Origin of the sequence: Qipengyuania sp. GPGPB31 (assembly GCF_038396345.1) — a bacterium.
In the GTDB taxonomy this organism is placed as follows: domain Bacteria; phylum Pseudomonadota; class Alphaproteobacteria; order Sphingomonadales; family Sphingomonadaceae; genus Qipengyuania; species Qipengyuania citrea.
The window spans coordinates 129,623-143,473 of record NZ_CP149572.1 but is presented as its reverse complement, the minus strand read 5'-3'; the positions used below and the strand labels follow the sequence as shown (position 1 = coordinate 143,473).

At 58.0% G+C, this 13,851-nt stretch carries 12 protein-coding genes and 1 pseudogene; 8 read left to right on the top strand and 5 right to left on the bottom strand.

What is annotated here, in order from left to right; genetic code table 11:
• Positions 1–38: 38 nt before the first annotated feature.
• Both WKH79_RS00800 and WKH79_RS00795 read left to right on the top strand, forming a co-directional pair.
• A complete protein-coding gene (locus WKH79_RS00800) occupies positions 39–656 on the top strand; it encodes an NAD(P)H-dependent oxidoreductase (protein WP_341859312.1) in 618 nt (205 codons plus the stop codon).
• Between the two features lie 43 nt (positions 657–699).
• On the top strand, positions 700–1,569 hold the full coding sequence (locus WKH79_RS00795; RefSeq protein ID WP_341859311.1) for an SDR family oxidoreductase: 870 nt from the start codon (positions 700–702) through the stop codon (positions 1,567–1,569).
• A gap of 86 nt (positions 1,570–1,655) precedes the next feature.
• Here the strand turns inward: WKH79_RS00795 and WKH79_RS00790 are convergent, their stop codons facing one another.
• Positions 1,656–2,153: an MgtC/SapB family protein gene (locus WKH79_RS00790; protein WP_050599070.1), complete on the bottom strand. Its 498-nt coding sequence runs from the start codon at positions 2,151–2,153 to the stop codon at positions 1,656–1,658.
• A 253-nt stretch (positions 2,154–2,406) separates the two neighbouring features.
• On the opposite strand from WKH79_RS00790, the pseudogene WKH79_RS00785 reads away from it, so the two are divergent.
• The 3 genes and pseudogenes from WKH79_RS00785 to WKH79_RS00775 form a co-directional block, all read left to right on the top strand.
• Positions 2,407–2,577 (top strand): annotated as a pseudogene (locus WKH79_RS00785) (plasmid stabilization protein); the annotation flags it as partial.
• Positions 2,578–2,618: 41 nt separating this feature from the next.
• A complete protein-coding gene (locus WKH79_RS00780; RefSeq protein ID WP_341859310.1) occupies positions 2,619–2,840 on the top strand; it encodes a hypothetical protein in 222 nt (73 codons plus the stop codon).
• 344 nt (positions 2,841–3,184) lie between these two features.
• Complete coding sequence (locus tag WKH79_RS00775) at positions 3,185–4,162, top strand: fatty acid desaturase (RefSeq protein ID WP_341859309.1); 978 nt, start codon at positions 3,185–3,187, stop codon at positions 4,160–4,162.
• 133 nt (positions 4,163–4,295) lie between these two features.
• On the opposite strand, the gene WKH79_RS00770 is transcribed toward WKH79_RS00775, so the two are convergent.
• A complete protein-coding gene (locus WKH79_RS00770) occupies positions 4,296–4,694 on the bottom strand; it encodes a ShlB/FhaC/HecB family hemolysin secretion/activation protein (protein ID WP_341859308.1) in 399 nt (132 codons plus the stop codon).
• On the opposite strand from WKH79_RS00770, the gene WKH79_RS00765 reads away from it, so the two are divergent.
• Entirely contained in the window at positions 4,693–5,460 is a 768-nt protein-coding gene (locus WKH79_RS00765) for an EAL domain-containing protein (RefSeq protein ID WP_341859307.1), read from the top strand. The genes WKH79_RS00770 and WKH79_RS00765 overlap by 2 nt on opposite strands.
• 255 nt (positions 5,461–5,715) lie before the next feature.
• Entirely contained in the window at positions 5,716–7,512 is a 1,797-nt protein-coding gene (locus WKH79_RS00760; RefSeq protein WP_341859306.1) for a diguanylate cyclase, read from the top strand.
• A 459-nt stretch (positions 7,513–7,971) separates the two neighbouring features.
• On the opposite strand, the gene WKH79_RS00755 is transcribed toward WKH79_RS00760, so the two are convergent.
• Positions 7,972–11,094, bottom strand: coding sequence for a PAS domain S-box protein (locus WKH79_RS00755; RefSeq protein ID WP_341859305.1), 3,123 nt, complete (start codon positions 11,092–11,094; stop codon positions 7,972–7,974).
• Positions 11,095–11,681: 587 nt separating this feature from the next.
• Between WKH79_RS00755 and WKH79_RS00750 the strand changes: the two genes are divergently transcribed.
• Positions 11,682–12,605 (top strand): DNA N-6-adenine-methyltransferase, encoded by a 924-nt coding sequence (locus WKH79_RS00750; protein ID WP_341860076.1) that lies wholly within the window; start codon positions 11,682–11,684, stop codon positions 12,603–12,605.
• A 42-nt stretch (positions 12,606–12,647) separates the two neighbouring features.
• Here WKH79_RS00750 and WKH79_RS00745 read toward each other — a convergent pair whose 3' ends face one another.
• Together WKH79_RS00745 and WKH79_RS00740 are read right to left on the bottom strand one after the other, a co-directional pair.
• Complete coding sequence (locus tag WKH79_RS00745) at positions 12,648–13,271, bottom strand: hypothetical protein (RefSeq protein WP_341859304.1); 624 nt, start codon at positions 13,269–13,271, stop codon at positions 12,648–12,650.
• Positions 13,271–13,780 carry a hypothetical protein gene (locus WKH79_RS00740; RefSeq protein ID WP_341859303.1) on the bottom strand — a complete coding sequence of 170 codons (510 nt, stop codon included), beginning with the start codon at positions 13,778–13,780 and terminating at the stop codon, positions 13,271–13,273. The genes WKH79_RS00745 and WKH79_RS00740 overlap by 1 nt, the downstream gene beginning before the upstream one ends.
• Positions 13,781–13,851: the final 71 nt, after the last annotated feature.

Genomic DNA, 13,851 nt, shown 5'->3' with positions numbered 1-13,851 from the left:
CGCCTTCGCCAATCTGCAAGAAACCGAGGAGAACACCTATGCCTCTCACCGCCATCGCCCTGAACTGCTCGCTCAAGAAATCTTCGGGCGAAGCAAGCTCGACCGACGCCATGATCGCCGTGCTGAAAGAACATCTGGCCGAGCAGGATGTCGAACTGGCCGAAACCATCCGTATCGCCGATCACAATGTCCCTCCGGGCGTGACGTCGGACGAGGGCGAGGGTGACGACTGGCCGGGTATCCGCGAGAAAATCCTGAGCCACGACATCCTCGTTTTCGGCGGGCCGATCTGGATGGGCCAGATCGGGTCGGTCGCCAAACGTGTGCTCGAACGCATGGACGCCTTTACCAGCGAGACCGATGACCAGGGCCGGATGCCGAGCTTCGGCAAGGTGGCGATTGCCGCGATCGTCGGCAATGAAGATGGCGCGCACTGGAGCTCGGCGCAGCTGTTCCAGTCGCTCAACGACACCGGCTGGACGATCCCGGCGGGTGCAGCCTGCTATTGGGTCGGCGAGGCGATGGGCAGCACCGACTTCAAGGAGTTGTCCGAAACCCCCGATGCGGTGACCGAGACCGCACAGATGTGCGCGATCAATGCCGCGCATCTCGCCAAACTTCTCGCAGGCGACACCTACCCCGGGACGAAGTCCTGACGGCCCGGAACGCTCAAACTCCGTAATCTCCTGGGAGACCATCATGGGACAAGGAACCACCAACCGGATCGAGCCGCCCCTGCCTGAGCAGCAACAGCGTGTCCCGGGCGCGACTGAGGCAATGCACCCCAAGCCCGATCACGGCGAAGACAGCTACGAGGGCTCCGGCCGTCTCGAAGGAAAGAGGGTCGTCATCACCGGCGGTGACAGCGGGATCGGTCGCGCTGTCGCAATCGCCTTCGCGCGCGAAGGCGCGGATGTGCTGATAGCCTATCTGTGCGAGGATCACGACGCGCAGGAAACGAAGGAATGGGTCGAAAAAGCGGGGCGAAAATGCGTCCTGATGCGCGGCGATATCAGCGATGCGGCGCATTGCCGAGCGATAATCGACCAGGCTGTCCGCACCTTCGGCGGTATCGATGTGCTGGTGAACAACGCTGCCCACCAGATGACTTTCGAGACATTGGAGGACATTCCCGACGAGGAGTGGGAGCGGACCTTCGCCACCAACATCCACGCGATGTTCTATCTCGCCAAAGCCGCCTTGCCCCACATGGGTGAGGGCAGTTCGATCATCAATTCGGCATCGATCAATTCCGACCAGCCCAATCCTACGCTGCTGCCCTATGCGACCACGAAGGGGGCGATCCAGAACTACACGGCAGGCCTCGCGCAACTGCTGGCAGACCGGAAAATCCGGGTGAACTGCGTCGCGCCTGGCCCGGTTTGGACACCGCTTATCCCCTCTACCATGCCGGAAGACGACGTCGCCGAATTCGGGAAGGATTATCCGCTCGGCCGCCCCGCGCAGCCCGCCGAACTCGCGCCGCCATACGTCATGCTGGCGAGCGATGAAGCGAGCTACATCTCGGGAGCCACAATCGCCGTTACCGGCGGCAAACCGATGATGTGACCTCCCGGCTGCCCGAGTAAGGGGCGAAACAGCGCGGCTGATCAGCTTGGGCTGCTTCGACGAATACGCGGGTCTGACGCGGACCCCTATTCGTCGGGCGACCTTCCGATCGAGCGCGCGATGTTGCGATCTTCTTTGCCGAACTTGTCTTCGGCAACCCGCAGGACCGTGATCATGATCAGGCTGACTACGGTCAGTATTGCCACTAAGGGCCATTGCGCAGCACCGCATGCGATGCCCACCATGGTCGCCAGCCACAGATGAGCCGCCGTCGTCAAATTGTGGAGCTGGCCCTTGCTGAAGACGATCAGGCCGGCCCCGATTATCCCGATGAACGCTCCGGCTGCCTCGAACAGTCGCAGGGGGTCCATCCGCGGACCGTCGAGCTGATGGTACAGGGCCATGATCGACACGACCATGGCCGCTGCCGAGACACAGATCAGGCCATGCGTTCGCATGCCAGCGGCATGGCCGCGCCATTCGCGATCTAGCCCCAGCACCAGACCGAGAATCGCAGCCACACCAAGCCGGCTGATGATATCCCAATCGAGCCATTCGAGGGATGTGACAGGGTTGAGTTCCATGGTTCGCTATTCCGCTTTCTGCCCGGGTCCCGGGACGGGGCCTTTGCGCTCGCCGCAAGCTGATAGGACAACCGACCCGAGTGCTGCAATCGCCGGGTTGGGTGCTCTCTTATGTAGACATCCGGGCAGCGCCCCTACGATAACCCGTTGCAAAGGTGAGACAATCTCTTCGTGGGACGCTTGCCCCATACGGGGTTGCTCATATATTTTCTCCGAGCGGACGGGCTCTCGACACGACACGAGGAGAAACGTGATGGCGAAGGGAGAAAAGGACAAATACACCGACAAGCAGAAGCGCAAGGCCGAGCATATCGAAGAGAGCTACGAGGACCGCGGCGTCTCGCAGGAAGAGGCCGAACGCCGCGCCTGGGCGACCGTCAACAAGGAAAGCGGCGGCGGCAACAAGTCCGGCTCCGGCCGGGGCGGCCAACAGAGTTCGCGCAAAAACGGAGCGGAAAGCAAGTGATGCACAGTTACAAGCTGCTTGCCCGCGATGATCACGACTCAGTGATTGAAGAAATCGATTTCGAATGTCTTTCGATTGCCGGCGCTCTGGATAAGGCCAAGGCCATGGTCAAAGCCGGCCAAGCCGATCTCTACCAAGATGGCGCGCCGATCTGTTCGATGGAACTGGTGACGGCAACAGGGGTGTGGCTGGTTGGTGAGCCGCGGCGAGCTGAACGCTAAACGGAATTATAACCGAGCAGCCCTTAGATCGCGGGCAGTTTCCAGCTCTACGTCTGCTTTCGAATTCGCCGCATCGGCAGCTAAAAGGGGATCCGAAAGCAGCCGTGAACGTCCAAAATCAGGACGCCTTATCGACGGCGGCTGCTGGGCCGTTAGTCGACAGTCCGCTTTCGGCTGACCAAAAGCGCAAAGCTGCCAGTCAGACTATCAGCGCCCATTCTCATCGCAGTCAAACTCGCGTGACAATCACGCGATGCCGCATTAGCGGATCGCGAGTGAGTGTTTCGTGTTCTGAAGCGGCCTCGGCAGCCGTTCGCCCCTCCATGCCCGACCCTCGTCAGTTAATGCGCGACCTGCAGGTGTTCCGCGATCCCCAGCCGGGGCGCAGCCTGTGGGAGCTTAGCATCACGCTGTTCCCCTTTCTTGGACTTTTCGCGGTGATCATCGCAGCTGCGGACGCGGGTTACCTGTTCGCCCTCTCGCTTACTCCGCTCGCCGGACTGTTCCTACTACGGCTCTTCATTATCCAGCACGATTGCGGCCACGGCTCCTTCATGCGGGACCGCGCGAGCAACGACTGGTTCGGGCGGTTGCTCGGCGTCTTCACGCTCACGCCTTATGATTGCTGGAGCCTCAGCCACGCGCGTCATCACGCCATGACTGGCAACCTCGACAAGCGCGGTTTTGGCGATGTCGATACGCTGACGGTGCGCGAGTATTGCGAGAGATCGAGGACACGGCGGCTGGGCTATCGCCTATACCGCCACCCTTTGACCTTGCTTGGTTTTGGCCCTGCCTATCTCTTTCTGCTGCGGCACCGTCTGCCGGTGGGATTGATGAAGGAGGGCTGGAAGTTCTGGATCAGCGCCCTGGGAACGAACCTTGCCACTCTCGCAATCCTTGCGGTGCCAATATGGTTGGTCGGCTTCGCAGTGACGCTGGCAGTGTTTCTGCCGACTCTGCTCTTCGCAGCGAGCATGGGAGTGTGGCTGTTCTACGTCCAGCACCAGTTCCCCCAAGCATACTGGCAAAGCAAATCCGACTGGTCCTTCGCCGAAGCCGCCCTGATGGGCAGCACACATTTAGATCTGCCGCCGGTTCTGCGCTGGTTTACCGGCAATATCGGCATCCACCACGTGCACCACCTTTCGAGCACGATACCGTTCCACCGCCTGCCCGAAGTCCTGGACGCGCATCCGGCTCTGCGCGATCTCAACCGCTACACGGCATGGGAGTCGCTCAGCGCGTTCCGTCTGGCTCTGTGGGATGAGGAACAGCAGCGTATGGTGACGTTTGCTGAAGCCCATGGGGCGATGGGCTAGGCTTGCGTTCAATGCCACGAAACTGGTGGGATCAAATGGCGGGCATCCCGTTTTTCTGCTCATCGGCCTTCAAGACCCTCGGCATTCGACAGCAATTTCCTTCCGGCCCTTATTCACCAAACCGCCCGAGCGCTTAGAGAGTCTTGCGCAGCTTCACATTGAGGCGCGGGTTGTCGTCGTCTGTATCGTAGCGCGGACCGCTTAGCGGCATGGCAAGTTCGACGTCGAAATCGAGACCGTTGACTATGTCGGTCCTCAGGCCGCCGCCGGCCGAATAGAGTTCGCCCGTCCCCCTCCCATCCTCGAGATTGCTGACATACCCGCCGTCGGCATAGGCGTAGATCTGTATGTTATCGACAAGGTCCAGCGCATCGGCCCAGTCGTAGCGCAATTCGCCCGAGCCCATGATCCCTTCGTCACCCGAACGCTGGCTATAGGGGTAGCCGCGCAGGAAGCGGTTGCCGCCAAGACCAAGATCTTCGGTCGAAAGTAATGGAGCGCTTGCGATCTGTCCGCGGGCGGTCAATTCCATGCTGAAGCCCGAGCCGAGCTCGCGTTCCCAATCGGCCCAGGTGTATAGGCTGACGGACCGTATCGCCAGCGTCGAAGCGCTCGTCCGCTGGCATCATCCGACACGCGGCTATCTGAGCCCGGACAGCTTCATCCCGCTAGCCGAAAAGAACGATCACATCGCGGATATGACGCTGTTCGTTCTGCAGCGCACCCTGTGGGATCTTGCGCAGTGGCATGCCGCTGGCATCGAAGTGAAGGCGGCAGTGAACATATCGGCGCGCCTTCTTATTTCTCCGGCCTTTTTCGAAGCTGTAGGGGCCGCGCTCCAGAGAGGTGGCACATCTGCCTCTGACCTCATTTTTGAGGTTACCGAATCAGCGACCATGGCCGATCCGGCAGCCGCATTGCGCGCGCTGGAAGGATACCGGCGAATGGGCATCATGATTTCGCTAGACGACTACGGCACCGGGCAATCGACGCTGACCTATCTCAAGACCCTGCCTCTCGGCGAATTGAAAATCGATCGAAGCTTCGTCGAGAATGCACATGAAGACAGCAGTGATGCGCTTTTGGTCCGCTCGACGGTGAACCTCGCCCATGCTCTTGGCCTGCAGGTCGTCGCAGAAGGAATCGAGACTGTAGAGTGTCTCGACTTTCTGCGCGAAGTAGGATGCGATCTCGCACAGGGCTACTTCGTATCTCGTCCCCTTCCGGCCAGCGAATTGCTGGCGTTTTGCCTGTCCAGCAGCACAGCCTCGGATACGCTTGCCAGGACCGCAGCGTAATCCATTATCGTCAGCCGGAATCTCGGGACTTCCCAAGCAGCGACGACAGACATAGCGGCGCCTACAAAGAACTACGCTGGCGCTTTTTTCCCCTGAGCAGCGAGCTGATTTTGAATGAGCGATGTTCACCAATCGATGTGGGCACCGAATTCACTATCCACAATCAGGCAAGTTGTTGGAATCGCATAGAGCGCCATACGCCCACTCTAAACAAGCCTTAAAGCGGCATTAACCAATTGCCTTTAGCTCCCGCCCATGCCTACTCACCGGGTTCGTCATTTTCTGCGCTTCATCCTCCCGCCGACCGCAACCGGCATTGTATATTTTCTGGCTGCCACCATCACTTTTGGGCTGGTAGGAGGAAGTGATGGCGTCGCTATCCTCTGGCCTGCAAGCGGCATTCTACTCGCGATACTGCTGTCTAGCGGATGGGGCCGAGCATATCGGCACGTAATCGCCGCTGCTGCCGCAAGCCTTGCGGCAAACGTGCTAGCCGGGAACTCGCTCGGTATCTCGTTCGGGTTCACCGTCGCTAATATTTCAGAATCGATAGCTGCGGCGTGGTTTCTCAGGCAACAACTGATACGTCGATTGTCCTTTTCGGAGCCAAGCGATTTGGTCTGGTTTTGCTTAGCGGCGACGACGGGATCTGCATTGAGCGCTACTATAGCGGTGGCCGCCACTCCGATTTCGTCGATCGACTTCTGGTTTTCTTGGTTCTCGACGGACCTCCTCGGCATACTGATCGTCACCCCTCTTGCTATGATAGGCGCTAATGCGATCCGGAGCGAAGGGAGGATAGGCCAGGCTTCAGTTGTGCTCGAAGGTCTTCTAATATTCGCTCTAGTGGCTATTGTATCGTGGCTAGTCTTCTCGCAGACAGGCGCCCCCATCTTATTTCTGCCGATGCTTTCGGTCCTTATATCAGCATCCCGGCTGGGCCCGACCGGAGCAGCTGGAGGCGTGCTTATCGTAGCTGGCCTTAGCACATTCACTTTCAACGTATGGTCGCCAGCGCAAAACCTCTTTGGCATCGGACCGCTTGCCAAAAGCATTTATCTCCAATTCTATCTGCTAACGCTGTTCGCCGCCGCTTTGCCAATCGCTGCGCTGTTGGGTTCGCGCAAAAAGGTGGTGACCCAGCTTGCAGAGGAGAAGCGCCTGCTCGAACTCGCCGAAGAGGCGGCGAACCTCGGCCATTGGCGGCTCGACGTGCGAACCAGCAAGATCGTTTGGTCGCGCGAAGTGTTTAATATTTTCGGGCTGGATGACAGTGCGCCCCCACCACTAGAGGGGGCGATCAATGCTTACCACCCTGACGACCGAAAGATTGTCACCAACCATATTGATCACGCGATCGAAAATCGCTGCGACTTCGACTTTACGGCTCGGATCGTCCGACCGAATGGCGAGATTCGGCACGTTCGATCAAGAGGCGAAATAGACAAGATCGAAAGCGACGGATCTTTCGGACTGTTCGGGATCGTCCAAGACATCACTATTCAGGTTTCGCACGCAGCCGCGATCGAGAAAGCGCGTAACCGTGCTGAAGAAGCTGCCCGGCAAGCCCAGACCATAGCAGAAACCGATCAACTGACCGGTATAGCAAACAGGCGCCGAACGACGTCAGAATTAGTCCAAGCGGTATTAGCCGCCCGCCGGGAAGACCGTTCCCTGGCCGTCGCAGTGTTCGACGTGGACCACTTCAAAAGGGTCAATGACACCTATGGCCACCATGCTGGTGACGAAGTGCTAAAGCGTGTCGCAAATGCTGCCGCCAAAGCGCTTCGTGTCGACGACATGGTAGGCCGTTTTGGGGGCGAGGAGTTCGTTATTATTCTACCCGATACTACGGCTCAAACCGCAATACTCATCGCCGAGCGAGTTCGAAGCTCAATTGCAATGAGTGGGAGCACACCTCGGGTAACAGTTAGCATGGGTATCGCAGAACTTGCCGAAGGAGAGACCGGCGAGAGCCTTCTCCGGCGGGCCGATGAAGCGCTCTATGTCGCCAAACGTGCCGGACGCAATACGCTCCGATCGGCCACCTAGAAGACGATCGAAACCGACGCTAATTTCTAGGTTTGTAACCGGCGCCTTATGCTGACTATCGGACATAGGCCTCAGCGACAGCATAGCTACCATTTGGCTAATCGCCCAGTTCGAGACAGCTCTGCTGCGCTTGTGATATCCTAGGATCTGACGGACAGCCAACGACCCCGGAGCAGATATCGGCTTCGAGGCTCTGGCCAGAAATAGCTCAAAGCTTTCATCGCCTCATGGGTCCGCGGAGAGATACCCAACCTGTTTCGAAAATTAACCCTCCCAAAATAAAGGGAGTAATTGGCAAAGAATTCAATCATTGTCGACGTGTTCACCGATCGTTGCCTTTGTGCTGATAGTTCGCGGATATGTGATCAGACAGACTCCTCCGTTACTATTGTTAAAAATTGTCGGGTTTGGGATTGTCCGGTGTCTACCGGGGCCGTGGATGGAGCCATTTGTCGTGGTTCAGCCTGCCCGGTTTAGCTCTTCTAATACCGCTTTGGCCAAGGCCACTCGCTGGTCCGCGTCATCTGTCGCTCTCATCTTCCGCTCGACCTCCGATGCCATGCGACCGAGCCGCGCTTCCCCAAAATGTGATGCGATTCCGGCCAGTTGATGCGATAAGCTGGCGATTTCCTCCCAGCGAACGTCGATGCTGGTAGTCGTCAGATTTGCCAACTTCTTACGCATGGCGTCTTTTAGGGCGCTGTATTTCTCCTCGAGGTCCGAGATGTCCAGCACGGCGCCTTCATCGCTAACAGGCTCCGCGACCGCATACTCATTCTTGATGGCAAACCTTTCGACGGCCTTCACGAGATCGGACTTATGAAGGGGCTTCGCGAGATGCCCTTGCATGCCGGAAGCTAGGCAACGTTCGATGTCCTCCGGGTAGGTATTGGCAGTTAGCGCAACCACCGGCAGTTTCGCCGCATTGAAGCCACAGGCCCGCAATTCCTGAGTGGCACTGATGCCGTCCATGAGCGGCATTTGCAAATCCATGAGGACTAAAGCGAATTGATCGCCGCGTGCTTGCGCTAAGGCAACCGCTTCCAGCGCTGCCTTGCCGTCCCCGACGATGTGAGGATCGTAGCCTGCATTGCAGCACAAGGCTTTGATCAGACGCTGATTGATCTCGTTGTCCTCGGCTATCAGCAAACGCAACGGAGGGCCGTCAACCGCTGCCTTTTGCGCGCTAGGGTATGAGGCCGTGTTCGGCTCTTCGGGAGGCTTTGCCACGACCAGCGGCAGAACGACCGTGAATGTTGTTCCCTTATCAGGCGTGCTCGTTACCGAAATGTCGCCATCCATCATGTCGGCCAGTTGCTTGCTGATGGTCAGACCAAGGCCCGTCCCTCCGAAACGACGCGCAATCGTTCCATCGGCTTGCGTGAATTGTTGAAAGATCGCGTCGAGCTTTTCGGACGGGATGCCTATTCCGGTATCGACAACATCAATTGCCAGCTTGCGACCTCTGTCGATTTGTCTGGCGACGAGGCGGACGCCGCCGTCCTCGGTGAACTTTATCGCGTTTCCCAGCAGGTTAAGCACGATCTGGCGCAACCGAAGTGCGTCGCCCACGATGTAGGGTGGTATCTCGTCATCAAATTCGATGTCGACACTCAGCCCCTTCTTTGCGGCGACCGGCTCCATGAGCTTAACGATCCCGTTCAGCTTGTGGCGCAGGTCGAATGGATCGCTGGAGATACGCATCTGGCCCGCCTCGATCTTCGAGATGTCCAAAATGTCATTGAGAAGCCGCATCATCGCACGACCCGAATCGGCGATCAGTTGGACATAACTGCGCTGCTCCTCGTCGAGCTCCGAATGTTGAAGAAGGTCGGTGAACCCGAGCACACCGTTCATCGGCGTGCGGATCTCGTGGCTCATATTGGCGAGGAATGCCGATTTGGCCATTGCAGAATCTTCAGCTCTCCGACGGGCTTCGCGCAGCTCCAATTCGAGCTGGCGTGCTTCGGAGACATCAACCGCTGCGCCGTAGTAGCCCTTGACCCTTCCATCCTCATCGAACTCGGCCGAGTTGTAAGTCTCCATCCAGAGATTGCCGCCATCGGCGCTGCGGAATTGGATAAGCCTCCTGCGTAATTCGCCTGGCGCAAAGCCTTGAAACGGCGGGTTCTGTCGCAGGGGTTCCAGATCAGCCACCGCATTCAGCCAGCCTCGACCCAGCATTTGTTCGACAGTCAAACCGACCTTCGCGGCCCAGCCCGGATTGATGTAGGTCAGCTCGCCAACCGCGTTTGCACGGAATATGCCGACGGGTGCAGACTCGGCCAGCAGGCGGAAACGCGCCTCGCTGTCTTTCAATTCGTTCGCCTGCTTAACTTCGACCGAGACATCGCGGATGTTCCCGATAGTGCCGAGGAATTCACCGTCGGTGCCGCTCAGTCGTTTTACGCCGACCTCGATGTAGCGACATTCGCCAGATTGATCGATGAACCTCTGCTGGAGGGTAGCCTCTTCGAGGTCGCCGCTGACAATACGCGGATAAATCACACGCGTTGCTGCCAAATCGTCGGGGTGCAGGAATGCGGTCGTCGGCTTGCCGAGGCTCTCCTCAATCTTGTAACCGGTCATGGTTTCCCATGCGGGATTGAGGCTGGACCAGCAGCCATCGGCATCCGCGCGAAATATGACGTCTCGAATGTTATCGAGAACTTCTTGCTTGTCGTCGCGCTCCAATCGCAGTCGCGAACGGTCCCGGTTCCGTTGCGAGAGCAGTGCTGCGACGGGGAAGCCGATCGCGAAGTTCGTGGCCAGGAATACCTGGTATGCCACAAGCTGCAACTCCGAACCTCCGCGAACGAGAGCCATGGGCCCGAGTCCGATGAAAGTCGAGATCGACGAGATTGCCGTGATGAGTAGCGTCGCGACGGCGGTTCCGACAAGACCGGTGCGGAACGCGGCATATAAGACTAGCGGAGACGTAAGGAAAAGGAACGGGAAGGTCGTCTGCGTGAAGATGAGTATTGTGCCGATAGTGACCAAAGCCACCATGACTATCCATTCCAACAAATCACTACCTTGCGGCGCCTCGCGCTGACGCCATGCACCTAGCAGGACGAGCGTGACCGGGAGGACGATGATGAGGCTGAGCGCATCCGCTACGAGCCATCGCTGTCCATCCGCCAACGAGAACCCGGCACCGGAGTCTGCAAGCACTACGCTCGCGACAATTGCGGATGCGAAAGATGCGACAAGAGAGGCAAGGATCAGCACTGCATAAGTGTCTACCTCAGCAAGGTCGAGCGCTGCCGCCTTGGCCTTTCGCACTAGTAGCACCAAGGTAACAATTTCCACGGAATTCGCGATCGCAAGTCCGAGCGCAATGTTCCAGTTGTCGCCGACCAGACGATTTACAGCGATGTTCGCAAGAAGGCATCCGAAGATGTAGAGTGGCGTGGCGCGTGTCCGGCTATAGAGGAGCCATGCGGCCGCAACCGCATTCGGTAGCCAGAGCATGGCGATGCGTTCGCTTCCCCTCGTGAGAGCAATACCGGTATAAGCAAGGATCCCAAAAAGGCCGGCCAGGACCAGAACGAATGCAGCTTCCATACGCAGCAATTTCATGCCTCAGCCTCCCTCTCAGTGCCAGACATGGCTTACGAACGGTTAACAGCGGGCTTACGTCATAGACAGGAAAATGAGAGGTCCGGTTGTCCTCAAGCACGCGGAACCATCGTGGCCTAATGGCCCGATTGACACCCCAGTTCCGTGGCCGCCTCACGTACGCAAGGAAGCCAGTATGTCGACCATCGCAGTGCGCGTCGGTAGGGGTATAGAACCGCGGCCGCCTCGTTTCATCCGGCAGCGACGTTGCGACTTCGTGGCGGCTTTCTAAATTCGGGTCGTTACCCGATCGGACGCTTGCTGCAGATAGCTTTAGCAAGCGTCGTCACATCTGTTCTCCAAGTTTGCGAGACCGATTGGCTCCGAGCGACTCCGCCCTACTTCCCGAAGTCGGGACGGGTTCGAACTGCGTGCAATAGCTCAAGGGTTGAGCCTAGTTCGGTGAATATCTGCTTCAGAATTGGACGTTGGTTGGTGACATCCGCCAAGATAAGCGGACGGGCTGCTTTTAGGTAAATAGGAAACGGCTGTGGATGTCGGATTTTAGGGCGCATAGCCGACCTTAAACGCCTTCATTTGGATAAGAAATCTGCAGACTTATACTGCTAAAATGTGATCGCCCGAGACGTCATATTCTGATTGAGGTTATACGCGCTGCCCGAAAGGCAAAAGGCTGGTTGCAGCGGTCCCTTGCGGCGCGCGCGGCGGTCAGTTCCCAAGCGATCTATCGTCTCGAGCGCGGCATCGGATCCGCAAAGACCATGGAGGCTGCGGCTAAAGCCCTCGATTACAGGCTGACCGGAGTTGCGCCGGGCCGAACGCTTGCCGAGCAATTGCGCAATCGGCGGGTGAAACAGAAGGTCTCTATATCGTCGTTGGCAAAACGCACCGGGCTTTCACCCACAACGATCTCGGCAGTGGAGAACGGAGGTGGCTCCATCGCGAGTGTCGTCCGCATCTTGAAAGTTTTGGCGCCTAAGGCAAAACGAAGAGCTCCTGAAAGAGCCTATTGGGGCCAAGGCGACAAAGAAGACCGCGATAGCCGCTTCACGCCAGAAGAGTTCATGGAGCCGGTCTACGCAGCCTTCGGCGACATCGACCTGGACCCGTGCGGACACCCGTCCAGTCCGGTAGTCGCAACTCGCAGGTTCATCCTCGGCAACGGTGACGACGGGCTTCGAGACGCTTGGTTCGGCCGGTTCGTTTACGTCAACCCGCCCTTCTCCGCGCAGCTACGCTGGTTGCGTCGAGCGCATGAGCAATGGCGCATGGGAAACGCTCACACCATAGCTTGTCTGGTGCCTGCCAGAACGGATTCGGCCTGGTTTCACGAGACGCTTCGTGCCGATGCCGATGTCTATTTCCTGCAAGGGCGGGTCCGGTTTATCGACCTGCGTGGAGGGTCTCAGGCTACCCCTTTTTCGTTGATGCTTGTCGTTTTCGGCGCAACTGCTGAACAGAAGGAGGCCTTCGCGGCTACGGTCGCCGGGTTCTGGATGGATCGAAAATAAGAGCGGGGACGCCTGTGTCACGGGCGTCCCCTTTGTCATCGATCATTTCCCATTTTCCGTAAATTCGGCCCATCGCTCAACGAGAACACGAGCGCCGTCATTATACAGAAGCTCATTGTCCAAACCTCCATAACGAAGACCCGCCTTCGCAGTCTTGCGAGGACAGATCAGCAGATGGAGATGGGGATGGTTCAATGACGACACCCTTCCGGGCGAATGCTGTATCAACAGCGTGGCGAGCCCCCTCTCATCGGCAAGGATCCTGGCGAATGCGCGCCCTTTTTCCCACGCGTGATGCATCCGGTCCACGTCGGGGGTAGGAATAGTCAAATAGACAAGGATACCGGGATTAACCTGCGTCTCGTCACACCCTTCGAGAAACGGAAGGGGCTTGGCGAACTGATCCTCTGCGCCGTCAGGCAGGATCACGTCCACCCTTTCCGCAGTGATGCCATCGGGTTCAGTTGGCGGCGGTTGGACGGGTTGCAGTTTTCGCCTGCCAAACTCGACAGCGGAGTTGGTTCGATCTTTGAATGTCGAACGCAGCACGCCGAACGTAAGAGTGTTCTCACTGAGCAGATAGAGCCAGCTTTCAGGATGGTTCGGATCTGTGGCGGCAATTGGCTTTGCTTTCGGCTTTGGCTTTTGTTTGGACGGTTTTGTCATCAGATCATGCCCCGCGACAAGCGAACGATCCGCGCCGCGGCCCGGCATGCGCCGTCGGCGCGTTCGTCATCGCAAAACGGCTGGCGCATACTCAATTGCAGACCGCAACTTCCAAGCTTCAGGGCAGGCCCCAGCGACCTATCAGCGCAAAGCCACAGCTCGCCATTCTCCCGCTCCACGAAGTGATGCCCGCAAAAGACCAGCAGTTCGGCAGGCGTCCGCATCGCAACATCTACAGTCACCAGATTGTCCATTTCCGGAGACAATCCTGCCCGGATGAGGATCGTATCGCTGGCAAGATCGATCGCCGCTTTGGAAAAATCCTTGTAAAGAGGATGGTCGGCTGGGGTCACTCCAATTACCAGCTTGCAATCGCCGAATACGATCGAACTTGGTGGCAGATGTGGCGATCGGACAGTTCGGATTGGTCCTGCCCAGGCCATGGCCACGAGAGGCAGAGCCAGCAGACGCAGGACCGGGTTGTATTCTTTATGTTCGTTGTTTTTCATCGAGACTTCCTTTTTGCAGACGCTGGACCGGCTGATCCGGCGGAAGCATCGATCTTGATTTTCATCCTACC